Source organism: Loktanella sp. SALINAS62 (assembly GCF_018263905.1).
Taxonomy (GTDB): Bacteria; Pseudomonadota; Alphaproteobacteria; order Rhodobacterales; family Rhodobacteraceae; genus Loktanella.
Map to the genome: position 1 here is coordinate 429,818 of NZ_JAAFZU010000055.1, position 22,825 is coordinate 452,642.

The following is a 22,825-nucleotide window of genomic DNA, read 5'->3' on the forward strand; positions in this document are numbered from 1 at the left end:
CTGATCACCGTGCAGATTGTGCTGACAGGTGCCCTGCACGAAGATGGTTTGGCTGACAGTCTGGACGGCCTGTGGGGCGGCTGGACCCGCGACAGACGACTGGAAATCATGAAAGACAGCCGTATCGGTGCATACGGTGTCATCGGGCTGATCGTAACCTTGTTGATGCGCTGGCAGCTATGGTCGCTTTTGATCGCGGCCGATGTGCTATGGGCATCGGCCATGGTCCTTGCCACCACCAGCCGCGCACCTATGGCAGTGCTGATGGCGTGGTTACCACCGGCCCGCGCGTCGGGGTTAAGCCAAGGCGTCGGGCAACCCGATCCGGTGACAGCTGCGGCGGCCTGCGCGGTGGCGGGTCTTATGACCTTGGTTTTCTGGCCCGGCGCCCTGTTTGCGCTTTTACTGGCGATTGGCCTGACGCTGGTTGCATGGGGCCGCATCGCACGCGCCAAGATCGGCGGCCAGACCGGCGACATTCTGGGTGCGGTACAGCAATTTTCGGAGCTGGCAGGCCTGCTGATCCTGGTCGCGCTGATCCTGCCCTAGCAGGCCAGCGCCGCCGCAAGCGCCCCATCGACGTTTGGACCCAGATCGCGCGGGATGGCAGTGCCCCCATCCAGCGCGACCGACACGATCCGTGACCAATCCGCCGACATCAGGATCGCGGCGGTCCCGTCGCAACTGACACCACCCGGAATCGTGTCATCCCCGATCCGGTGATTGGTCACGCCGTCCAGTGCCGCGACCAGTTGCATACTGCCGTTATCCAGCCGCCAGAATTGCAGTGTGCGCGCCAGATGCGGGCGGTCCACCAGCGCCACCTCGATCCGGCCATCGCCGTCAAAATCGGCGGCCCCAAGCGGGGCCAGCCAGCGATAAGTACGCCCGATGAATGGCGTCGCTGGCAGCGGTTGCGGCTGGCCATCGCGCATCCCGATCACCAGCAGCCGCGCGCCACGGGCGATATCGGTCTGCACGACCACGACCTCTGGCTGGCCATCGCCAGTGACGTCCCACAGACGCGGGTTCAGATCTTCGTAAACCTGTGTATCGGGCAGTGGCATGCGGTACTGCCCGTCAGTCGTGGTGATCCGCAGGTCACCCCATTCGACAGCATCGCCCAGAATGGCGTGATCATACCGTGTCGTCGGGTCTGTAAATTCAGCACCCATGATCTGCTGGGCCGCAACCGGCGCACCCAAAGCGCACAGGACAGCGGCCCATTTCATCAGATCTGCTTTTCCGGCATCTGCACGCGCAGACCGTCCAGCGCGTCGGACACCTTGAGCTGGCAGGTCAGACGTGACCGAACGGTATCGGGTTCATAGGCAAAATCCAGCATGTCTTCTTCCATGCCGTCCTTGGCGGGCAGCTTTTCGACCCAATCTTCAGCCACGTAAACGTGACAGGTCGAACAGGCGCAGGCCCCGCCGCAATCAGCTTCGATGCCCGGAATGCCGTTGTCGCGGGCACCTTCCATCACCGTCATGCCATTCGCAACGTCGACGACGTGTTCCTTGCCGCCATGTTCCACGTAAGTAATTTTGGCCATTGAATTTCCCTGATTCATTTCAGTGTCGCAATTTCACGGCAGTTTAGGTGGTCGGGCGCGGTCCTGCCAGCGCGAAAAGACGCCGATCAGGGCACTTTCGCAATCGTGTTGGCGCAGGTATCAAGACGCATGTATCGTATTTTGCCTGTGCTTGCCGTTCTCGCCGCCTGTGCGGTCCCTGCATCATCCCCCGATCCGTTCACGGATTCGGATGTGATCAGCATGGGCGAAATCCAAACCGACACCCTGGGCCGGTGTTTCGCGCGCACCGAACCACGCACCCGCGTCGATGTGGTAGAACGACTGGAACAAGTGGCCCCCGAACGGCGCGATGCAATCGGCAACGTGACAGACCCGCCAGTCTTCCGCACGGTGATGGAACCCAGATCTGTCGTCGTTGGTCCCGGCACCCGGTTTCAGGCCGTCTGCCCCCCCGCCCTGACAGAGCCATTCGTCCAAAGCCTGCAGCGCGCCCTGTTGATACGCCGTCTGTATAACGGTCCGATTTCAGGGCTTTATGACGCGGACACGCGGGCCGCCGTGCAGCAATTCCAGCGTGATCGCGGCACTGACAGTGCCGTGCTGTCGGTGGTGTCGGCGCAGGATCTGGGGATTTTCGCCGTCGCGCGCAACTGAATGCAAAAACGCGCCACGGATAACCGTGGCGCGCATCATGACCTGATGGTCCTGTCAGTCTTCGATTGACAGCGCCACGAACCGGGGATCGCCGCCCCGCCGCACCAAAAGCAGGACCGACGTGCGCCCTGCTTCAGTCGCAGCATCAATCTGGGCTTGCAGATCTTCGGGCGTCGCTACGGCCTCCTGTCCGGCTTCGGTGATCACGTCGCCTTCGATCAGGCCTTTCGTAGCGGCGCTGGAATCGGGATCGATGGCTGTGATGACCAACCCTTCGGTGACGGTCAGATCGAATTGTTCGGTCAGCGCATCATCAATCGGCGCAACCGTCAGCCCCATCAGTTCAACCGGCGCATCGGGGTCCGGACCCCCATCGGGTGCATTGGTTGGAAAGGCCACCGCTTCGTCCGTTTCACGACGGCCCAAGGTTACGGTCCGTTCGATTTCTTCGCCCGCGCGTAGAATCGTCATCGCGGCTTCCTTGCCGACGGCCGCATTGCCGACCATGCGGACCAATTCGCGGGTGTCCGACACCTGTGTTCCGTCAAAGGTCAGAATGACGTCGCCGGATTCCAATCCGGCATCCGCAGCCGGGCCCGGCGGCACGTCAGTCACCATTGCACCGCGCGCACTGTCCAGCCCTTCGATGGCGTCCACCATGTCGGGTGTGACATCCTGAATGCGCACACCCAGCCAGCCACGCCGGGTTTCCCCGAATTCGCGCAGCTGATCGACCACATCCGTCACAACGGCTGCCGACATCGCGAAACCGATGCCGATGCTGCCGCCATTGGGCGATAGAATTGCAGTGTTCACGCCGATGACTTCACCCGCCATGTTGAACAGCGGCCCGCCGGAATTGCCGCGATTGATCGCGGCGTCCGTCTGGATGTAGTCGTCATAGGTGCCTTGCAGCGATCTGTTGCGCGCCGACACGATACCGGCAGACACTGAAAATCCCTGTCCCAACGGGTTGCCCATGGCCATGACCCAATCCCCGACGCGCGCGCCGACGTCATCGCTATCGCCAAATTCCACGAAGGGCAGCGGCGCGTCGAACGAGACCTTGAGCACAGCGATATCCGTGTTCGGGTCAGTGCCGACCAGTTCGGCGGGCAGAAATTCCGTCGGCTGTCCGTCGCCCGGGAAAAACTCAATCTCGATCTCGTCCGCGCCTTCGATCACGTGGTTATTGGTTACAATGAAACCGTCAGCACTGATCACAAATCCGGATCCCAGCGCGCTTGACCGGCGCGGCTGACCATCTGGCCCGCCGGGCATTTCGTTGAAAAAATCCTCGAACGGGGAACCATCGGGCACCAGTCCCTGCGGTCCGGTGCGTTCGGCCACGCTGGTGGATGTTGTGATGTTGACCACCGCCGGGCTGACCTGACTGGCCAGATCGGCAAATGTTGCGGGCCGGTCCACGGGCGTCATCACCGTCGAATCGGTGGATTGCGCATAGCCGGGCATGGTCTGTGCGGCAAACAATGCTGCAACAAGAGCAAGACCGTTGATCAGCCCTGCCCGGGCCGATTGCGTCTGAAGCGTTTGGTTCTGTGCGATGGCCTGTGTCAACTTGTGCTCCCTGATTGGCGCGCCCGGTCGGCGCCATGTCCGATATGCCCTTAACATAGACTGCGGCATCTGTGGCGCAATGCACGTGATGTTTTGTCACGCGGGCGTGACAGTCCACGCCAAAAGCCAATCCATCATTGGCGCAGTCCACGCCACAGGACCCAAGGCAGAACCTGAAATGTCGACGGCGGGCATAAGCTTTGGACAATGCTGCAAAAAGAATGACCTGCCGCGATGAACGCGGCAGGTCTGGTTCAGTTCGGTCAGGTCACGCGGACTGCGTCAGTCAACGATCACGCCGTTCTATTACATGCCTTGGGCCTGATTACTGATCGGCGGGCGCCGTCGTGCCCGTCGCCTGACCCGAAGCACTGGACTGTGCTTGCGCCGTATTCTCGGCACTGCCCTGATCGGATTGCAGGTAGTTGAAGAATTCCGAATCCGGGCTCAGCACCATCGAAGACCGCCCCTGTTCTGCGAACCGCAGATAGGCTGTCATCGAACGATAGAATTCAAAGAATTCCGGGTCCGCGCCAAAGGCCTCTGCATAAACTGCGTTCCGTGCGGCGTCGGCTTCACCGCGTGTGATTTCGGCCTGACGGTTCGCGTCAGATGTCAGTTCCACAACCGTCCGGTCAGCCTGTGCGCGGATGCGCAATGCGGCTTCGTTACCGCGCGCCACTTCGTCTGCGGCTTCGCGTTCACGTTCAGCCTTCATCCGCTCGTAGGTTGCGTTCAGGTTTTCGGGCGGAAGATCGGTACGCTTCAGCCGCACATCGATCACTTCCAGGCCCAGGCTTTGGGCTTCTGCGATGGCGTTGTTGCGGATGCGCAGCATCAGCGCGGCCCGGTCGGTGGACAGGATGTCGTTGGACGACACCGTACCCAGCACGTTCCGCGTGGTGTCACGCAGAATGCCGTCCAGACGCCGCGATGCGACTTCCAGACCGCCCGCGCCGACGGCCTGACGGAACTGCACGACATCCGCGATGCGGTAGCGCGCAAAGGCGTCGACAACCAGACGACGGTCATCCGACGGGGTCACTTCGAGCGGGTCCAGATCACGTGACAGAATACGGTCGTCGTATTTCACCACGTCCTGAATCAGCGGCACCTTGAAACCGACGCCGGGTTCGCTTTTGACCTTCACGATCTGACCGAACTGCAGCACAAGCGCCCGTTCGCGTTCGTCCACAATGAACACAGAGCTCAGCGCGGCCACGAGGATAAGCACGAAGATGGGTAGCAGAAAAATGGACTTACGCATTAGTTCGACCCTCCGACGTTGGATGAGGACGAATTCAGCGCCCCCGTATTCGTGTTGCCGCGTGCGTTGCGGCTGTTTGCACCCAGTTCATTCAGGGGCAGATACGGCACGACGCCATTGCCGCTGTTTTCGTCCAGCAGGATGATATCGACACCGCCCAGCACGTCTTCCATCGTTTCCAGGTAGATCCGCTTGCGTGTGACCTCTGGCGCCTTTGCGTATTCATCCAGAACTGCGGTAAAGCGCGATGCCTCACCAGACGCTTCGTTGACGACCCGTGCGCGATAGCCTTCGGCCTGTTCCAGCGCTTGCGCTGCTTCACCGCGGGCTTCGGCGACGACGCGGTTGGCATAGGCGTCAGCCACGTTGGTCAACCGGTCACGTTCCTGTTCGGCGTCCTGCACCTGCCTGAACGATGCGATGACGGGTTGGGGCGGGTCTGCCTTGTCAAGGTTGACACGCACGATGTTCACACCTGATTCATAGGAATCGAGCGTGGACTGGATTTCGCTGCGCACACGGTCGGCAATCGCGCCCCGGTCCCGGTTCAGGATCGGTGCCAACTGGCTTTGTGCGATGATTTCACGCATCACGGATTCTGCCACGGCTTCGATCGTTTGGGGCGGATCGGCCAGGTTGAACAGATATTGCTGCGGGTCAGTGATGTTCCAGACAACCTGAAAATCGATGTCGACGATGTTTTCGTCGCCGGTCAGCATCAGGCCCGCATCCATACCGGACTGGCTGGTGCCGATGTCGACGCTGCGTTCGGTCGTCACCTGCAACACTTCGGCCGAAACGACCGGCCACGGTGCAAAGTTCAGGCCGGGCCCGTTGGTCGACAGGTAGTCGCCCAGCAGCAGCTCGACAGATTGCTCGTCAGGGCTGACTGTATAGAACGACGCCATCCCCCACAGCACGACTGCACCCAGCACGCCTAGACCGACCGTGCCGCGTGTCAGCATCGGACCGCCGCCGCCCGAACCGCCGGACCCGTTGCCATTGCCGCCACCGCGACCGCCCATTAGAACGCGCAGTTGTTCACGGCCCTTGTTCATCAAATCGTCGATTTCGGGGATCTGCGGGCCTTCGCCCGACTTTCGGGGTGGCTTGGGTGGTCGGTTATCACCGCCGTTCGCACCATTGCCCCGGTTTCCGTCATTGCCGCCACCCCCCCAGGGGCCTCCGGTATTGCCTGCCATCGTGTGTCAGTCTTCCTTTGCTTTTGCCCGCGCCTTGGGCCTTCGAATAATAGGTGGGCGTTTACGTGCCCCGGTTCAAGTTCTGCGGCTTGGTTCCCGCATTGTCATCAGCTCTTCGGAAATCGTCGGATGCACCGCACAGGTGCGGTCAAAATCCTCTTTTGTAGCGCCCATCTTGATTGCGACACCGATCATCTGGATCAATTCTCCGGCGTCCGGCGCGACAATGTGACAGCCCAGAACGCGGCGGGTATCGACGCAGACGATCAGTTTCATCAAAACCCGCGCGGTGCCATCGATAAACGCCTGATTCATGGGGCGAAAGCTGGTCGAATACACTTCGATCGGGCCGTTGCGGGCCGCGTCGTCCTCTGTCAGGCCGACCGATCCCAATTCGGGCTGGGTAAACACCGCCGACGCGATCAGGTCATGATCGACAGGGGTCGGGTTGCCTTTGAATACCGTTTCGACAAAGGCCATACCTTCGCGGATCGCCACGGGTGTCAGCGGAACCCGGTCGGTCACATCACCGATGGCATAGATCGACGGCACATTGGTCTGACTGTATTCATCGACAGCAATCGCGCCGCTGCGTTCCAGTGTCACGCCCGCCTCTTTAAGCCCCAGACCGTCGGTCGAGGGTGCGCGGCCCGTGGCAAAGATCACGTGATCGAACACCTTTTCGACGCCGGTGGTCGCCTTGGTCCAGACCGGACCTGCGGCTTTGGGATCGGTGATGCTTTTGTCATTGTGTGATAGCGATTCTCGTTCACCCACGGGTCCGCCCATCGTGGCATCCGAACCTGTCGGGCGCGGCCCGCTGGGCGCATCTGCCGCACCGCACATTTCCTGAATGCTGGTGCCCATGTGGATATCGACGCCGCATTGGCGCATCGATTCAGACAAAAGACCGCGTGCTTCGTCGTCAAATCCTTTCAGGATCTGTGCACCGCGGGCATACATCGTCACGTCCACGCCGAAATTCCGCAGGATGCAGGCGAATTCGCACGCGATATAGCCACCACCGACGATCAGCACGGATTTGGGCAATTCTTCCATCAGGAACAGATCATTGCTGACCAGCCCAAGTTCCGCGTTTTCCAACGGTGGCCGGACCGGGTGACCACCCACGGCGACAAGAATATGTTTGGCCGACACCGTCTGGTTGTTCGCCAGTTTGACCGTATGCGGATCAACGATGGTCGCGCGGCTGTCGAAAATCTTGACACCAGAGCCATCCAGCAGCTTGCGATACACGCCTTCAAGGCGTTCCAGCTCTGCCATCAGCTTGGGGTGGAATTGCTGCCAGTCGAACGCGCCGCACTGGGCGTCCCAGCCGAACTTGCGGGCATCAGCCACAGCGGCAGCCCCTTTGGACGCGAACACCATCAGCTTTTTCGGCACGCAGCCCCGGATAACGCAGGTGCCGCCCAGACGGCTTTCTTCGGCCAATGCGACGGTGGCACCTGTTTGTGCTGCCATGCGTGCCGCGCGGACACCGCCCGAACCACCACCGATGACAAACAGGTCGAAATCATAATCAGCCATCGTGCATTGATCCTTTTATCGCATTCCGGCCGCAGCCTAAGCTGAAGGCGCCGCAAGGACAACGCCCCAGCCCTGCCCGCGACACTATCGACAGCTTGTTCATCTTGCCCGCAACGATGCCGCCCGAATAGCAAACGGGTCAGCGCGCCGGATCAGTCGCCCAGATCAGCGAACAGATTGTCATCATCCAGAAAATCGTAACGGGTTTCGTCACGTTCACCCTTGTTGATGTCCTGCACCTCGACCCGGCCATCACCATATCCCGTCACGACGATGTCGCAGATATCGATGAACAGCCCGTTTTCCACCACACCGGGGATCTGGTTCAGCACAAGGCTTAGCTGGCGTGCGTTGCCAATCCGGTTCAGATGCAGATCAAGAATGTGGTTCCCCTCGTCCGTCACATAGGCCGCATCGCCGTTCATGCGCAGGCTGGTCGTGGTTCCCAGCACGTCCATGCCGACAAGGACTTCTTCGATCAGCGCTTTGGACGTTTGCCAGCCAAACGGGATCACCTCGACCGGAAGCGGGAAATTTCCCAGTGTTTCAACGCGTTTCGACCCGTCGGTGATGACGATCATCTGATCGGATGCGGTGGCCACGATCTTTTCCATCAGCAAGGCGCCACCGCCGCCCTTAATCATGTTCAGGTCGTGGTCGTATTCGTCCGCCCCGTCGATTGTCAGATCAAGCCACTTTGCTTCGTCCAGCGAAATCACTTCGATCCCGACCTGCCGCGCCAGTTCCGCCGTGCGGCTGGATGTCGGCACACCCTTGATCCGCAGATTCTGGTCGCGCACCATTTCACCCAGACAGCGCACCAACCACGCCGCGGTCGATCCCGTGCCCAGACCCAGCTTCATGCCGTCCTGAACAAAGTCGCAGGCGCGTTTGGCTGCGACGAATTTGGCTTTGTCGATGGGGGACAGATTGGCGGACATGGTGCGGCTCCTGTGGCGACTCGATGCTTTATAGTGTGGGCATCGCTTGAATGCACAGGCAGATTACCCAAATTGCGGACGCAAAACGTTTCAGCGCCGCTGCGTGTTTTTTCGCCACGACAGAAGAATCCGCGCACGCCATTATCATGTCATGTCAGCGCTTCATGCATCATCGATATTGGCGAAGCATACCGCTTTTGGTCCGTGACGGTCCGGTCGTGCCGTTCTAGGATCGGCGCATGGACCTGACCCTGCATTATGCCCCCGACAACGCATCGCTGTGCGTACGCCTCGCACTTGAAACACTGGGCGTGCCCTATCGCACCACATTGGTCGACCGCGCGACCCGCGCGCAAAGATCGCCCGCATACCGGGCGCTGAATCCTGCCGGGCTGATCCCTGTGCTGGAAACCCCCGATGGCCCGGTGTTTGAAACCGCAGCGATCCTGCTGTGGCTGTCAGATCGCCATCCCGGCAATCTGTTGCCGGACGGGAAAGCACGCGGGCGGGCGCTGTCGTGGCTGTTCTGGCTGTCGAACACGCTGCATCCCGCCCTGCGCGGCACGTTTTATCCCGATACCTATACCCCTGCCCCGGCCGGCATGATCCGCGCCGCAATGCAGGCGCAGGTCAGCGCGCATCTGGCGTTGATCGACGCGCATACAGACGCGTTGTCGCCCCTGCATCACTGCTATCTTGCGCCGATGCTGCGCTGGACGGCACTGTATGGTGACAACGGCGATTGGTTTTCGATCCGGGATTTTCCAGCCCTGCAGACCCTAGCCACGGTATTCGAAGCATCGCCCGCCGCCCAGCGCGCCGCCATGGCAGAAGGTCTGGGCCCCACCCCGTTCAGCGCGCCGCGACACGCACAACCGCCCGAAGGCACCGCAACGTGAAAAACACCGACCGTCCCTTTGCCGGTATCCTGCTGATGCTGGGCTTTTGCGTGTTGGCCCCGTTGGGGGACGGGCTGGCCAAGCTGCTGGGCGGCGCGGTCGCACTGGGCCTGCTGGTCTTTGCGCGTTTTGCGATACAGGCCGTCGTTCTGGTGCCGCTGGTCATGGCGCGCGGTGGGTCACTGCGCGCACCACAGGAATTGCGACACCTCGTCTGGGCGCGCAGCATTCTTCATATCGCGGGCATGGGCCTGATGTTTGGCGCGCTTCGCTTTTTGCCGCTGGCCGACGCGCTTGCCATCGCCTTTGTCATGCCGTTCATCCTGCTTTTGCTGGGCCGGTTCGTGATGAATGAACAGGTCGGCCCGCAGCGGCTGATCGCCTGCGCGGTGGGCTTTGCAGGCACACTGCTGGTCATCCAGCCCAATTTTGCCGAAGTCGGCGCGCCCGCGCTGCTGCCGCTGGGGGTTGCCGTGACCTTTGCCCTGTTCATGCTGGTCACGCGCCATCTGTCGGGCGAAATCGACCCGGTCCGGTTGCAGGCCATCGGCGGATTGCAGGCCAGCGTCGTGGTCCTGCCGCTGCTGATCGTGATCCCCGGACCGATGACGACGCTGACCGTGCCCGACGGCCCGACCCTGTTGCTGGTGCTGCTGATGGGCCTTGTCGGCACCTTCGCGCATCTGCTGATCACATGGAGCCTGCGCTGCGCGCCCGCGTCCACGCTTGCGCCGATGCAATATCTTGAAATCCCGTTCGGCACCGCGATTGGCTGGGCAATGTTCGGTGATCTGCCCAACGGTCTTGCCGCCGCCGGGATCGTCGTGACCGTTGCTGCCGGGCTTTATGTCATTGTCCGAGAGCGTAATCTATCGCGCCGCGCAACCCCTGCGGCTCCAGCGTGATCAGCACCGGGCCGTCGATTGTCAGGTCGATCCGGTCACGCGCTGCCCGGTTCGAACTGCTGACGCGACCGTCAGGTGCCAAATCCATCACATCCATATCCCAGACCAGCCCCGCCGTCGTGACCACCGCGTCACCCAAAGGCATCAGCGCGACCCGTGTGTTGTGCGGGGCTGCGATCTGACTGTGACCAGGGCGGGCCAGCACGCACACCTCTGACGCGGACACCAGCACGACATGATAGGCGCGGCTGCGGGCGACTGCGGCCAGCGTCGCCAGCGTATGATCCAGCCGTGCCCCCAGAAACCCCACAGCCAGGATCAGCGGGGCGCGCAACGCCGCAAGGCATTTTTCGAAATCCGTTGTGTCCTGATCCGTCACGGTTTGAATCAGATCGGCAAAAGTATCGCGCGCCCTGTCAGACAGGCTGTCCATGTCCCCGATCACCGCCAGCGGCGTCATCCCGGCATCCAGAAGCCAATCCGCGCCACCATCGGCCGCAACCACACTTGGCGCAAATGTAAGACATATGTTAAGATCATTCAGGCCAAGCTCTGACCCGCCAACAAGGGTGATTGCGTCGCAATGTTCAACAATCGGATAATGTGTCGTTGATTGTTTCATATTTCGGGACATTCCTTAAAAGCGCCCCAAAATCAACCACGCGGCACCGTGGGTTTGTTCCGCTTTACGAACCAATTCAAGGTAAACAAGGCATATTGAGTTTGACAAAAAGCGAGGGACATCATGGTTGAGTCGAGCAAGATTCTTACCGTCTCCTACGGCACCTTCTCTTGTACGCTGGAAGGATTCGATGATTCCTTTTCCACGATGAAGGCGATTGCGGAATATTTCCGTGATCTGGCCGCAGGGGACAGGTATTTCGGGGCGGAACCACCGACGCCCGATGCTGAAATGCTGACCCGCATCGCGGAACGCGAAATCTCGCGCCGAGTCGAAGCCCGCACATCTGATGCCGGGATCGTGCTGCGTGCGTCCGATCCGACATCACGGGCGCTGGCCGCCGATCCTGCACCGGCGATGCCACCGGCACAGACACCGCCTGCGGACGCGGCAGTCGTGCGCCCCGAACAGGCCCCCGCCAAAGAACCGGAAACTGCGGACGTGAACGCGTTCGTCGCGGACGCATCCAGTACTGGCGAACGTGCCACCGCATCAGAAACCGTCGCGGACAAGCTCAAACGGATCAGGTCCGTCGTCGGCAACGCGGCGGACAGCAGCTATGCCGAAGATCTGGACGATGACGCGCCGATGCCGAACCTGTCGGACGCTGCCGCGCCGCAGGACGATGATGCACAGGGCGAGGGCGACCTTGAACCGGCTGATGATGACCGGGCCGATATTGAACCAGTCGTGACGGATCGCAAAGCCGATGACATGGCGCGCACTGCCGCCGCGCCAAGCGATGACGTCGAAAGCCCGGACGAGGATCAACAGGTCGCCCCTGCAAAGGTTTCCGCCATCGACCCGGAAGAAATCGATGACGTCGACGCCGGATTGCCCGACGCCTATGCCGCGCTGGACGATGATCTGGACGACGATACCGATGACCAGATCAAGGCGGTTTTGCGCAATCTGGAACGCGCAGGTCTGCGTGCACCGGTGCAGCAGACATCCGACATGGCCGAAGACACCGCAGCGCCTGACCCGGAAGTAGTTGAAAAGGCAGACGCCGCCGCGAACATGGCCGACGAAGCTGGCCCAGACGATGCGGATGGTGCGACGGACACGGCACAGGACGACAATGACGATAACCAGGCCACGTTGATCCAATCCTTGATGGCCGAAAACGGCCCCTCTGAATCCAAGGACGATGAGTCGACTTCACCCGCTGCCGCGCAGGATACGTCAGAAACCAGCCCTGACGACGACGATCCGGCGCCTGCCGTGACACCGCGACGCGGGCGAATCCTGCGCGTCACACGCAGGACACGCCCCGATGCGGTGCCCGCCGAAGCAACCGAAACCGTTGCCGACCCGCAGCCAGCTGCCGAAGCCGCACAGGCCCGGCTGGATACAGCACGCAGCACGGACACTGGCGACACTGACACACGGTCTGCGATCCAATCGACGCTGTCCGCAGAGGCAGAAGCCGACCTGCAACGCGATTTGGCTGCCGCCGAACAGGCTGCGCAAAACGAATTGCAGGGCGAACAAGCGGTCGACGACAGCGATGACGCTGCGATGCAGTACGACGATCTGGTGCCGGACGCGTCCGAACAGGACGATGTGAAACCGTCCAAGGCGGTCGCCAAAGCACCCGCCGAAACCACCGCGCCACGCGCGCCCTTGCCCAACGCTTCGGAAGCGGAAATGTCGCGCATCACCGCGCAGACCGAACACGAAATGGCAAATCCCGAAAGCAGCCGCCGCCGTGAGGCGATTGCACATCTCAAGGCGGCGGTTGCCGCGACCGAAGCCGCGCGTCAGTTGGGTGAGCCGCGCAAGGCCAAGCCCCTCGAAGAAGGCGCGTTCCGCGACGATCTGCAACAGGTTGTGCAGCCACGCCGCCCGGTAGCCGATGCCGCCAGTTCCCGCACCGAACGGCCACGCCCGGCGCCGCTGAAACTGGTCGCTAGCCAGCGTGTCGATGACACCCCGGCAGCGCCCAGCGCACCGGTCCAACCGCGCCGCGTGGCAAAAGTCGAAGCTGCACCCGCCAGCGACAATTTCGCCGAATATGCCGAAACGGTCGGCGCATCGTCACTGCAGGATTTGTTGGAAGCCGCCGCCGCCTATATCGCCATCGTGGAAGGGTCCGAAGACTTCTCTCGTCCGCAGATCATGAAAAAGGTGCAGTCGACAACGACAGAGGAATTCAGCCGCGAAGACGGGCTGCGATCCTTTGGCACACTGCTGCGGCAGGGGCGGATCGAAAAGGCCCGCGCCGGACGTTTCCAGATTTCGGAACGCACCCGGTTCCGCCCGGAACCGCACGCCGCGAACGGCTGACAGTGCCACATCACCACAGCAAAAAGGCGAAGGATGATCCTTCGCCTTTTCGCGTTATGGGGCGTCATTAATCGGAACGAACGGTTACTGATCGTCGTCAGGATCAGGCTGGCCGATCCCGCGGAACACCGCGCGGAACGGCACAACCCACAAGATACCAAGACCGACGTAGACGGCCAGTTCCAACAGGATCGACGGCCGATCCAAAACCGATACGATGCTGACGGCCACGATGATATATCCCGGCAGACCCAGCACCAGAATGAAAAGCGCAAGACGCTTGCGCGCCTTGTAGCTTAGGGATGCAAACCAGTTATTCATCGCCCGGCAAACGGATCGGTGACCAAGATCGTATCTTCACGCTCTGGCGAGGTGGATACCAATGCGACCGGGCAATCGATCAGCTCTTCGATCCGGCGGACATATTTGATCGCCTGCGCGGGCAGATCGTTCCACGACCGCGCGCCTTCGGTCGATTCGGACCAGCCGGGCATTTCTTCATAAATCGGGACGCAGCGCGCCTGCTGGTCCGCCGCCGTCGGCAGATAATCCAGCGTCTTGCCGTCCAGATCGTAGCCTGTGCAGATCTTCAATGTCTCGAACCCGTCCAGCACATCCAGTTTCGTCAGTGAAATCCCCGACACACCGGAAGTAGCACAGGTTTGCCGCACAAGCGCTGCGTCAAACCAGCCGCACCGGCGTTTGCGCCCTGTTGTGGTGCCAAATTCATGACCGCGCTGGCCCAGCTTTTCGCCGTCGGCATCGTGCAGTTCGGTCGGGAACGGGCCTTCACCGACGCGGGTCGTATAGGCCTTGACGATCCCCAGCACGAAATCAATCGCGTTCGGGCCCACCCCGGTGCCCGTTGCGGCCTGCCCTGCGATGACATTCGACGATGTCACATAAGGATAGGTGCCAAAGTCGATATCCAGCAACGCGCCCTGCGCGCCCTCGAACAAGATCCGCTTGCCCGCTTTCTTCTTTTCGGACAGCACTTTCCAGACCGGTGCAGCGTATTCCAGAATGGCGTCCGCCACATCGCGTAATTGCGCCAGCAGCGCATCGCGGTCGATCGGGTCCATGCCCAGACCACGGCGCAATGCGTCGTGATGCACCAGTGCGCGGTCGACCCGCAATTCCAGTGTCGCCGCATCCGCAAGATCCGCGACGCGGATCGCGCGACGTCCAACCTTGTCTTCGTAAGCCGGGCCGATCCCCCGGCCCGTCGTGCCGATCTTTGCCACGCTTGCCTGATTTTCGCGGGCCCGGTCCAATTCGCCATGGAACGGCAGGATCAGCGGCGTGTTTTCCGCAATCATCAGCGTTTCCGGCGTGATTTCAACGCCCTGCCCACGCAGGCCGTCAATTTCGCCCAGCAGATGCCACGGGTCCAGCACGACGCCATTACCGATCACCGACAGCTTGCCGCCGCGCACCACGCCGCTGGGCAGCGCGTGCAATTTATAGACGGCACCGTCGATAACCAAGGTATGACCCGCGTTATGACCGCCCTGAAACCGGGCGATGACATCGGCCCGTTCGCTTAGCCAATCGACGATCTTGCCTTTGCCTTCGTCGCCCCATTGCGCGCCGACGACTACTACATTTGCCATGCGTTGTGTCCCAATCTGATGTCCGATGACCGCTATATCGTTCCGAACGCCGGTCTGAAACCTTAAAACGTGCACGGCTTTCAGGGTTGCGAGCGATACCCCAACCGCATAGATAGCCCCGGAACCAATTTACAGCCAGGCCAGCACTTCATGGAAAACGTCGTCCTTGTCATTCACCTGATCCTTGCACTGACATTGATCGGCACGGTCCTGTTGCAGCGGTCCGAAGGCGGCGGTCTGGGCATTGGTGGCGGTGGCGGCGGTAGCACCGGCAGCCGTCCGGCCGCGACCCCGATGGGCAAGGTCACATGGTTTCTGGCGCTGGCTTTCATTGGCACGTCCATTGCGCTGACAATCATCGCAGCCGAAAATGCTGCGGGGTCGTCCGTGATCGACCGGTTGATCGACGCACCGGACCCGGTCCAAAGCGCACCTGCCCTGCCGGGCGATGCCAACGGCCTGTTGCCACCACCGGTCGGTGACGACGCGCTGGTGCCTTCGGGCGACTAACACCTGACATCACAGGATCTTGGCGCGGCCACCGGGCGTGTCACCATCATCTTGCGTCACGGGTTGCGGCCATGGCCTGAATTGGGCTATCGTTAAATCCCGTGACAGGGCGTACTTTGCACGCCGTCGAACCTGAAACGCGACGCACGGGGGCCCTTGATTTGGCACGTTATATTTTCATCACCGGTGGTGTAGTGTCCTCTTTGGGCAAAGGTCTGGCGTCAGCCGCATTGGGCGCGCTGTTGCAGGCACGCGGCTACACGGTGCGGCTGCGCAAGCTTGATCCCTATCTGAACGTCGACCCCGGTACGATGTCGCCCTTCGAACACGGAGAGGTGTTCGTTACCGACGATGGCGCGGAAACCGACCTCGACCTTGGCCATTATGAACGCTTCACCGGTGTGCCCGCCCGCATGAGCGATTCTGTCTCTTCCGGTCGGGTCTATTCGACTGTGCTGGAAAAAGAGCGCAGGGGCGATTATCTGGGCAAGACGATACAGGTCGTGCCCCACGTCACCAACGAAATTAAGGATTTCCTGAAAGTCGGTGACGACGAGGTCGATTTCATGCTCTGCGAGATTGGCGGAACCGTCGGTGACATCGAAGGCCTGCCGTTTTTCGAAGCGATCCGCCAGTTTTCCCACGACAAGCCGCGCGGCGAATGTATTTTCATGCACCTGACGCTGCTGCCCTATCTGGCCGCCAGCGGCGAGCTAAAGACCAAACCGACCCAGCACAGCGTCAAGGAATTGCAATCCATCGGCATCGCCCCCGACGTGCTGGTCTGTCGGTCAGAACACCCGATCCCCGAGCGAGAGCGTGAGAAAATCGCGCTTTTCTGCAACGTGCGAAAGGATTCCGTGGTCGCCGCCTATGACCTGAAATCCATCTACGAAGCGCCGCTTGCATATCACGCGCAGGGTCTGGATCAGGCCGTGCTGGACGCCTTTGGCATCAGCCCCGCGCCGCAGCCGAAACTGGATATCTGGCACGACGTGCAGGACCGCATCCACAACCCCGAAGGCGAAGTGACAATCGCCATCGTCGGCAAATACGTGCAGCTTGAAGACGCCTACAAATCCATCAAAGAGGCACTGACTCATGGCGGCATGGCCAATCGGGTCAAGGTCAACGTGGAATGGGTCGACGCGGAACTGTTCGACCGTGAAGACGCGGCGCCGCATCTGGAACATTACAACGCCATTCTTGTTCCCGGCGGATTTGGCGAACGCGGCACCGAAGGCAAGATCAAGGCGGCCCAGTTCGCCCGTGAAAAAGGCGTGCCCTATCTGGGCATCTGTCTGGGGATGCAGATGGCCGTGATCGAAGCCGCGCGCAACGTGGCGGGCCTGACGACCGCCGGGTCCGAAGAATTCGATCACGAAGCCGGCGTGCGCCGCTTTGAACCCGTCGTCTATCATCTGAAAGAATGGGTGCAGGGCAACCACACCGTCGCCCGCAAGGCCGACGACGACAAAGGCGGCACCATGCGTCTGGGCGCCTATGACGCGACGCTGAAACCCGGCAGCCGCGTGGCAAACGTGTACGGCACCACCGCGATCGAAGAACGCCACCGTCACCGCTATGAAGTCGACACCAAGTATCGGCAGCAACTGGAAGACCACGGTCTGTGCTTTTCTGGCATGTCACCCGATGGCAAGCTGCCTGAAATCGTCGAATGGACCGATCACCCGTGGTTTATCGGCGTGCAATTCCATCCGGAACTGAAATCGAAACCGTTTGCGCCGCATCCACTGTTCAAGGATTTTGTCCGCGCCGCCGTCGAAAACTCGCGCTTGGTCTAGGGGATGAAAACGCCCGCGACCGTATCGGCACTTGATACACTGGGCCGCGTGCGTCTTTCACCGCATTTCATGATGCGGGAATTTCTGTATTCCGAAGTGGCGAATTTCCATGGAATGTCGAATATTCCCGATGATCCAGACCTTGCCATCATGGTCGGCACGCGCCTGTGCCATGACCTGCTGGAACCTTTGCACCGCACCTTTGGCAGGGTTATCGTCCGGTCCGCATTTCGGTCCTGCGCGGTCAACGCGTTCTGCAACGCGCAGCAAAAGGCAGGAAAATCAGGCTATAGTTGTGCTGCGAACGAAGCAAATTATGCGGGCCATATCTGGGACAGACGCGATGCGAATGGTCACGCCGGGGCTACGGCCAGCATCGTGATCCCGTGGTTTGCGGATCGGTTCGAAAACGGGGCCGATTGGCGGTCGTTGGCGTGGTGGATACATGACCACCTGCCATATTCAGAGATGTTTTTCTTTCCCAAATATGCGGCCTTCAATCTGACGTGGCACGAACGGCCCACACGCCGGATCGACAGCTATATTTCACCAAAAGGATGCCTGACCAAACCCGGCATGGATAACCACGATGGCAGCCATGCCGATTGGTATGCGGGCTTTCCTTCACCGGCGACCTGAGATTCTGCAATTACGCCTTTGTAGACCGCAGGGGGCCGCCCACATGGCAGCGGGCGGGGCGCATCAACCGCTTTGGCCGACACCGCCCCACCCACAACAATCCTAGAAACTGATGCGCCGTGTCAGCACGACGCTGGCCGTCGTCGCCGTATCGCTGCCCTGCAGCACAATCGGGCTGTCACCTGCGTCCCCGACATATTCGTCGTAGCGCACCGTACCGGTCACGCCCCAATCCCGGCTAAAGGCATAGGCGGCACTTGCCTCGATCCCGCGCGACAACAGGCCACCATCGGCGGCATAGGCGTCAAGCGTGCCACCAGCGGCGGCGTTTGCCGCAGCTTCTGACGCGGACACGCCGAAATAGCGGTCGGCATAATCACTATCGGCAAAGAACAGGCGCGGCCCAGCCTTAAGCGTGATCCGGTCGGTCGGCCGCGCGATCAGATCTGCGCCCAGTTCACCAACCAGCGATGAATGGCCGACCACGCCGTATCGCAATTGCGCAAAAGCTTCTGCAAAAGCGGTCGTATAGCTGACCTGCGCACCCAGTTCCAACACGGCGTCCAAATCAGTCAAGCCGGTCAATTCGCTGTAGTCGTCAGCGCTGCGTTCTCCGATATAGCGGAACGAACCGCCATAGCCGAACCCTTCGGCCGTGCCACCCGTGCTGCCACCGGACCGCAGCGGGCCGAAATTCAGCTCTTGCACCGAAAAGCTGCCAGTCACGCCGATTTCGGTTTCGTCGCTGCCAAAATAGGCTGGCGCGCTTTGCGGACCGATACCGACGGTCACGGTGTTTTGTGCCGTGGCGGCGGTCGCTAAAACGGCCAGCGCAAGACCGGCTGTGATACGCGTGCAATGGGACATGGGGACAGGCCTTTGAAAACAGGGAAACGGATTGTGTTACAGTCTAGCGCACGGCGACAGCCTTGCAAATGTCCAACACAGCGCTTAGGCGGCCAAAAGCGAGGGTTCGATGCTGTCCTATCAACATAGTTATCACGCCGGGAACATGGCCGACGTCCACAAACATGCGCTGCTGGCGTGGATGCTGGACTACATGACCCAAAAGCCCAAACCGATCAGCTATCTGGAAACCCACGCAGGCCGCGCGCTTTATGATCTGACGGGGCCGGAGGCCGCCAAGACCGGCGAAGCCGCCCGCGGCATCGCCATCGCCGCCGATTGGTTCACCCCCGATCATCCCTATGCCCGCGCGCTGGCCGCGACCCGCGACCGCCATGGGCCGCAGGCCTATCCCGGCAGTCCGCAGATCGCGATGGATCTTTTGCGGTTCGAAGATACGCTGATCCTGTCGGAACTGCACCCCGCAGAAGCAGCCGCCCTGCGCGCGGCCCTGCCCGGCGTGAGCGTGACGCAGACCGACGGATTTGCAGCCGCCCTGTCGCGCTGCCCCCCCGATCCGCGCCGTGGCCTGTTGCTGTGCGACCCGTCGTGGGAGGTGAAAACCGACTATGACACCGTGCCCGACGTGCTGGCAAAGCTGCACCGCAAATGGCCCGTCGGCGTGTTGGCCCTGTGGTATCCGGTGCTGGACACCGCGCCGCATCGCCCGATGGTACGGCGTCTGCACCGAATGTTCCCCGATGCGCTGTCGCATACCGTGGCGTTTCCCCCTGCCCGCCCCGGCCATGGCATGACAGGATCAGGACTGTTCGTGATCAACCCGCCCTACGGTTTCGTGGATCAGGCGAACTGGCTTTCGGACCGTTTTGCGACGCTTTGCGCGCAACCGTGACTTTCCGACCCGGTCCCGGCGCGCTATATCACGCCCATGTTTGCTGATTTGATTGCCCGCCTCACCGCCACTGACCCGGCCCCCGCCTCTGACGCCGATGCCCGGCTTGCGCTGGGGGCGTTGCTTGTGCGCCTGGCGCGGGCCGATGACGATTACGCCGCCATCGAACAGGTCCGGATCAAAACGATCCTTGAACGCCGTTACGGCCTGTCGGACGGCACGGCCCTGCTGGCCGAATGTGAAGCATTGGAACAAGAAGCCCCCGACACGGTCCGGTTCACCCGCGCAATCAAGGATGCCGTTCCCTACGAGGACCGTTTGTCCGTGATCGAAGCGATGTGGGATATCGTGCTAGCCGACGGCCACCGCGATGACGACGAAAACAGCCTGATGCGGATGGTCGCACCGATGCTGGGTGTTGCCGATCAGGACAGCAATGCCGCACGTCGCAGGATCGAAGCACGCCAATGATCGCGACGCTGCCGATGTATGAACGGCCCGCGAACCGGGCCGCGCATGATGCAGTGTGGGCGCTGATCCGTGACGCGCTGCGCGACACAGGGATCGCGGCCCCTGACCATCTCAGCCGTGGCATCGCCTATCATGCCGCATGGTCGCACGACGATCTGGTGCTTTCACATATTTGCGTCCGCCCGTTCAATCTGTACTTTCATCGCAGTGTCACGGTGATTGGCGCGTCGGATTACGGTCTGGCCGGTTGCGCGCCGGGCTATTACCGGTCTGCCTACATCATGCGCGCCGATGACACCCGCCAGCCCGCACCGACGCTGCGGCTGGCTGCCAATTCCCCTGATTCGCACTCCGGCTTTGGTGCGCTGACGGCGTTGGGCCGGGTCGGCACGTCCACGCTTTTTACCGGCAGCCATGACGCCAGCCTGATCGCCGTGGCCGAGGGGCGCGCGGATCTGGCTGCCATCGACCAGCAGACATGGACGATGCAGCAACGTGACATGCCCCAAGCCAGCACCGTCAGGGTCGCGGGATACAGTCCCGCCGCCCCCGGCCAGACATTCGTGACAGGCGCAGGGCGCGATCCGGCACCTTACCTTGCTGCCATCACGCAGGCCATCGCAGCCTTGCCTGACGCGCACCGCGACACGTTGGGTTTGCGCGGAATTGTGACACTTGCGTCGCAAGCCTATGCGGTTTGTGCAGCGGCCTGACGTCAAGGCCCTGACAGGCTTGCATTTGCGCAGCCATTCCGCGCTTAATACCGCCCATGACAGAACAAACGCCCCCCGTCATCGCGATCCGCGACCTGCACAAATCCTATGGCACGCTCGAAGTGCTCAAAGGCGTCGATATCACCGCACACGCAGGGCATGTGGTATCGCTGATCGGGTCGTCCGGGTCGGGTAAATCGACGTTGCTTCGCTGTGCCAACCTGCTGGAAGACAGCCAGCAGGGTGACATCGTGTTCAACGGCGAACCCGTGCTGTGGAAAGGCAGTGGCGCACGGCGCAAGCCTGCGGACCACAAACAGATCATCCGCATCCGCACCAACCTGTCGATGGTGTTCCAACAGTTCAACCTGTGGGCGCACATGACGATTCTGCAAAACGTGATGGAAGCACCCCTGACCGTCCTGAAACGCGACCGCGCGCAGGTCGAAGACGCGGCACGCGGTTATCTGGACAAGGTCGGCATCGCTGACAAGGCGGACGCCTATCCCGCGCAATTGTCCGGTGGCCAGCAGCAGCGTGCCGCCATCGCGCGCGCGCTGTGCATGGAACCGCGCGCCCTGCTGTTCGACGAACCGACCAGCGCACTGGACCCCGAACTGGAACAAGAGGTCGTCAAGGTCATCAAGGCGCTGGCCGAAGAAGGCCGCACCATGATCATCGTAACCCACGATATGCGCATGGCCCACGACGTCAGCGACCATGTCGTGTTCCTGCATCAGGGCCGGATCGAAGAACAAGGCGCCCCCGCAGAGCTGTTCAGCAATCCGCAGACCGACCGGCTGCGCGGGTTCCTGTCAGCGACCATGCCCGCCTGACGCAGCGCACCTCTTGCGTTTGCGCCTGTTTTGCATACCTTCGTTTCGTCATGCGACCATCAGAGTCGCCATCAACAGGAGTTACCCATGAAATCCATTATCCTCGCCGCTGGCGCACTGGCGCTGACCGGCACCATGTCGTTTGCCGAAGCCCATTCCGACACCGTGCGTCTGGGCACCGAAGGCGCCTACCCTCCGTACAACTTTTTGAATGACGCGGGCGAAGTCGACGGCTTTGAGCGCGCTTTGGGGGATGAACTGTGCACGCGTGCTGAACTGACCTGCGAATGGGTTACGAACGATTGGGACAGCATCATTCCGAACCTCGTGTCCGGCAACTATGATGTCATCATGGCAGGCATGTCGATCACGGACGAACGCGACGAGGTTATCGACTTTTCCGATCCCTACACGCAGCCCGACCCCTCTGCCTTTATCGCGCAGACGGATGTTGATCTGGCCGATGGCGTGATCGCGGCACAATCCGGGACCATTCAGGCAGCTTATGTCGCATCTGAAATGCCCGACGCGACACTGCTGGAATTCGCCACGCCAGAAGAAGCCGTGTCCGCCGTCCGTAACGGTGAAGCCGACGCCGTGCTGGCCGACAAGGCGTTTCTGGAACCCATCGCGGAAGAAGGCGAGCTGTCCTTTACCGGTGAAGATATCCTGATCGGTGGCGGCATCGGTCTGGGCATCCGCGAAAGCGACGGCGAACTGAAGGCAAAGTTCGATACCGCGATCCAGTCGATGAAAGATGACGGCACGCTGAATACTCTGATCGAAGAATGGCTGCCCGGTTCGGCGACGTTCTAAGTCAAGCTTTGACAGACCGACAATCAGCCGCGCCCCCACACCGGGGCGCGGCTTTTTCGTTGTGCCATGTGACCGATGATCGGTTGCATCGCAGGCACACCCCGCGCCACAACGGCATCAACGGTCGTTTCGCAATACTGGCAAAGCCACTTAAACCAGCT

24 protein-coding genes are annotated in these 22,825 nt (G+C 61.2%); 13 read left to right on the forward strand and 11 right to left on the reverse strand.

The window, feature by feature from the left end; translation table 11 throughout:
- Nucleotides 1–549, forward strand: a 549-nt coding sequence (locus tag GZH79_RS16600) for an adenosylcobinamide-GDP ribazoletransferase (RefSeq protein WP_249219243.1), incomplete at its 5' end; no start/stop codon positions are given.
- On the opposite strand, the gene GZH79_RS16605 is transcribed toward GZH79_RS16600, so the two are convergent.
- Nucleotides 546–1,232 (reverse strand): VCBS repeat-containing protein, encoded by a 687-nt coding sequence (locus GZH79_RS16605; RefSeq protein ID WP_211644858.1) that lies wholly within the window; start codon nucleotides 1,230–1,232, stop codon nucleotides 546–548. The two genes, GZH79_RS16600 and GZH79_RS16605, sit on opposite strands and share 4 nt — an antisense overlap.
- On the reverse strand, nucleotides 1,232–1,555 hold the full coding sequence (locus GZH79_RS16610; RefSeq protein WP_211644859.1) for a 2Fe-2S iron-sulfur cluster-binding protein: 324 nt from the start codon (nucleotides 1,553–1,555) through the stop codon (nucleotides 1,232–1,234). The genes GZH79_RS16605 and GZH79_RS16610 overlap by 1 nt, the downstream gene beginning before the upstream one ends.
- A 129-nt stretch (nucleotides 1,556–1,684) precedes the next feature.
- Here GZH79_RS16610 and GZH79_RS16615 point away from each other — a divergent pair, with 129 nt between their 5' ends.
- Entirely contained in the window at nucleotides 1,685–2,191 is a 507-nt protein-coding gene (locus tag GZH79_RS16615; RefSeq protein WP_211644860.1) for a peptidoglycan-binding domain-containing protein, read from the forward strand.
- A 54-nt stretch (nucleotides 2,192–2,245) separates the two neighbouring features.
- Here GZH79_RS16615 and GZH79_RS16620 read toward each other — a convergent pair whose 3' ends face one another.
- The 5 genes from GZH79_RS16620 to rpiA form a co-directional block, all read right to left on the reverse strand.
- A complete protein-coding gene (locus GZH79_RS16620) occupies nucleotides 2,246–3,664 on the reverse strand; it encodes a Do family serine endopeptidase (protein WP_249219268.1) in 1,419 nt (472 codons plus the stop codon).
- Nucleotides 3,665–4,094: 430 nt separating this feature from the next.
- Nucleotides 4,095–5,036 carry a protease modulator HflC gene (locus tag GZH79_RS16625; protein WP_211644862.1) on the reverse strand — a complete coding sequence of 314 codons (942 nt, stop codon included), beginning with the start codon at nucleotides 5,034–5,036 and terminating at the stop codon, nucleotides 4,095–4,097.
- Nucleotides 5,036–6,238 carry an FtsH protease activity modulator HflK gene (gene hflK, locus GZH79_RS16630; protein ID WP_211644863.1) on the reverse strand — a complete coding sequence of 401 codons (1,203 nt, stop codon included), beginning with the start codon at nucleotides 6,236–6,238 and terminating at the stop codon, nucleotides 5,036–5,038. The genes GZH79_RS16625 and hflK overlap by 1 nt, the downstream gene beginning before the upstream one ends.
- Before the next feature lie 75 nt (nucleotides 6,239–6,313).
- Nucleotides 6,314–7,786, reverse strand: coding sequence for an FAD-dependent oxidoreductase (locus tag GZH79_RS16635; protein WP_211644864.1), 1,473 nt, complete (start codon nucleotides 7,784–7,786; stop codon nucleotides 6,314–6,316).
- A 152-nt stretch (nucleotides 7,787–7,938) separates the two neighbouring features.
- Entirely contained in the window at nucleotides 7,939–8,727 is a 789-nt protein-coding gene (gene rpiA, locus GZH79_RS16640) for a ribose-5-phosphate isomerase RpiA (protein ID WP_211644865.1), read from the reverse strand.
- Nucleotides 8,728–8,966: 239 nt separating this feature from the next.
- Here rpiA and GZH79_RS16645 point away from each other — a divergent pair, with 239 nt between their 5' ends.
- Entirely contained in the window at nucleotides 8,967–9,626 is a 660-nt protein-coding gene (locus tag GZH79_RS16645; RefSeq protein ID WP_211644866.1) for a glutathione S-transferase family protein, read from the forward strand.
- Nucleotides 9,627–9,661: 35 nt separating this feature from the next.
- Entirely contained in the window at nucleotides 9,662–10,531 is an 870-nt protein-coding gene (locus GZH79_RS16650) for a DMT family transporter (protein WP_211645056.1), read from the forward strand.
- Here the strand turns inward: GZH79_RS16650 and GZH79_RS16655 are convergent.
- Nucleotides 10,476–11,153 carry a thiamine diphosphokinase gene (locus tag GZH79_RS16655; RefSeq protein ID WP_211644867.1) on the reverse strand — a complete coding sequence of 226 codons (678 nt, stop codon included), beginning with the start codon at nucleotides 11,151–11,153 and terminating at the stop codon, nucleotides 10,476–10,478. The two genes, GZH79_RS16650 and GZH79_RS16655, sit on opposite strands and share 56 nt — an antisense overlap.
- A 123-nt stretch (nucleotides 11,154–11,276) precedes the next feature.
- On the opposite strand from GZH79_RS16655, the gene GZH79_RS16660 reads away from it, so the two are divergent.
- Nucleotides 11,277–13,502 (forward strand): hypothetical protein, encoded by a 2,226-nt coding sequence (locus GZH79_RS16660; protein ID WP_211644868.1) that lies wholly within the window; start codon nucleotides 11,277–11,279, stop codon nucleotides 13,500–13,502.
- Nucleotides 13,503–13,586: 84 nt separating this feature from the next.
- Here GZH79_RS16660 and GZH79_RS16665 read toward each other — a convergent pair whose 3' ends face one another.
- Entirely contained in the window at nucleotides 13,587–13,823 is a 237-nt protein-coding gene (locus GZH79_RS16665; protein WP_211644869.1) for a DUF2842 domain-containing protein, read from the reverse strand.
- Entirely contained in the window at nucleotides 13,820–15,115 is a 1,296-nt protein-coding gene (locus tag GZH79_RS16670) for an adenylosuccinate synthase (protein WP_211644870.1), read from the reverse strand. The genes GZH79_RS16665 and GZH79_RS16670 overlap by 4 nt, the downstream gene beginning before the upstream one ends.
- Nucleotides 15,116–15,265: 150 nt before the next feature.
- On the opposite strand from GZH79_RS16670, the gene secG reads away from it, so the two are divergent.
- From secG to GZH79_RS16685, 3 genes are all read left to right on the forward strand, one after another.
- The gene (gene secG, locus GZH79_RS16675; protein WP_211644871.1) at nucleotides 15,266–15,625 is read left to right on the forward strand and encodes a preprotein translocase subunit SecG; all 360 of its coding nucleotides are present in this window, start codon (nucleotides 15,266–15,268) and stop codon (nucleotides 15,623–15,625) included.
- A 161-nt stretch (nucleotides 15,626–15,786) separates the two neighbouring features.
- Entirely contained in the window at nucleotides 15,787–17,430 is a 1,644-nt protein-coding gene (locus tag GZH79_RS16680) for a CTP synthase (protein WP_211644872.1), read from the forward strand.
- Between the two features lie 3 nt (nucleotides 17,431–17,433).
- Complete coding sequence (locus GZH79_RS16685) at nucleotides 17,434–18,069, forward strand: hypothetical protein (RefSeq protein ID WP_211644873.1); 636 nt, start codon at nucleotides 17,434–17,436, stop codon at nucleotides 18,067–18,069.
- 102 nt (nucleotides 18,070–18,171) lie between these two features.
- Here GZH79_RS16685 and GZH79_RS16690 read toward each other — a convergent pair whose 3' ends face one another.
- Complete coding sequence (locus GZH79_RS16690; RefSeq protein WP_211644874.1) at nucleotides 18,172–18,936, reverse strand: MipA/OmpV family protein; 765 nt, start codon at nucleotides 18,934–18,936, stop codon at nucleotides 18,172–18,174.
- A 109-nt stretch (nucleotides 18,937–19,045) separates the two neighbouring features.
- On the opposite strand from GZH79_RS16690, the gene rlmJ reads away from it, so the two are divergent.
- The 5 genes from rlmJ (at nucleotide 19,046) to GZH79_RS16715 (ending at nucleotide 22,664) form a co-directional block, all read left to right on the forward strand.
- Nucleotides 19,046–19,828: a 23S rRNA (adenine(2030)-N(6))-methyltransferase RlmJ gene (rlmJ, locus tag GZH79_RS16695; protein ID WP_211644875.1), complete on the forward strand. Its 783-nt coding sequence runs from the start codon at nucleotides 19,046–19,048 to the stop codon at nucleotides 19,826–19,828.
- Nucleotides 19,829–19,864: 36 nt separating this feature from the next.
- Nucleotides 19,865–20,299, forward strand: coding sequence for a TerB family tellurite resistance protein (locus tag GZH79_RS16700; RefSeq protein WP_211644876.1), 435 nt, complete (start codon nucleotides 19,865–19,867; stop codon nucleotides 20,297–20,299).
- A complete protein-coding gene (locus GZH79_RS16705; protein ID WP_211644877.1) occupies nucleotides 20,296–21,012 on the forward strand; it encodes a PhnD/SsuA/transferrin family substrate-binding protein in 717 nt (238 codons plus the stop codon). The genes GZH79_RS16700 and GZH79_RS16705 overlap by 4 nt, the downstream gene beginning before the upstream one ends.
- Before the next feature lie 56 nt (nucleotides 21,013–21,068).
- Nucleotides 21,069–21,848, forward strand: coding sequence for an amino acid ABC transporter ATP-binding protein (locus GZH79_RS16710; protein ID WP_211644878.1), 780 nt, complete (start codon nucleotides 21,069–21,071; stop codon nucleotides 21,846–21,848).
- Between the two features lie 87 nt (nucleotides 21,849–21,935).
- Nucleotides 21,936–22,664, forward strand: a complete 729-nt coding sequence (locus GZH79_RS16715; protein WP_211644879.1) for a transporter substrate-binding domain-containing protein — start codon at nucleotides 21,936–21,938, stop codon at nucleotides 22,662–22,664.
- Nucleotides 22,665–22,825: the final 161 nt, after the last annotated feature.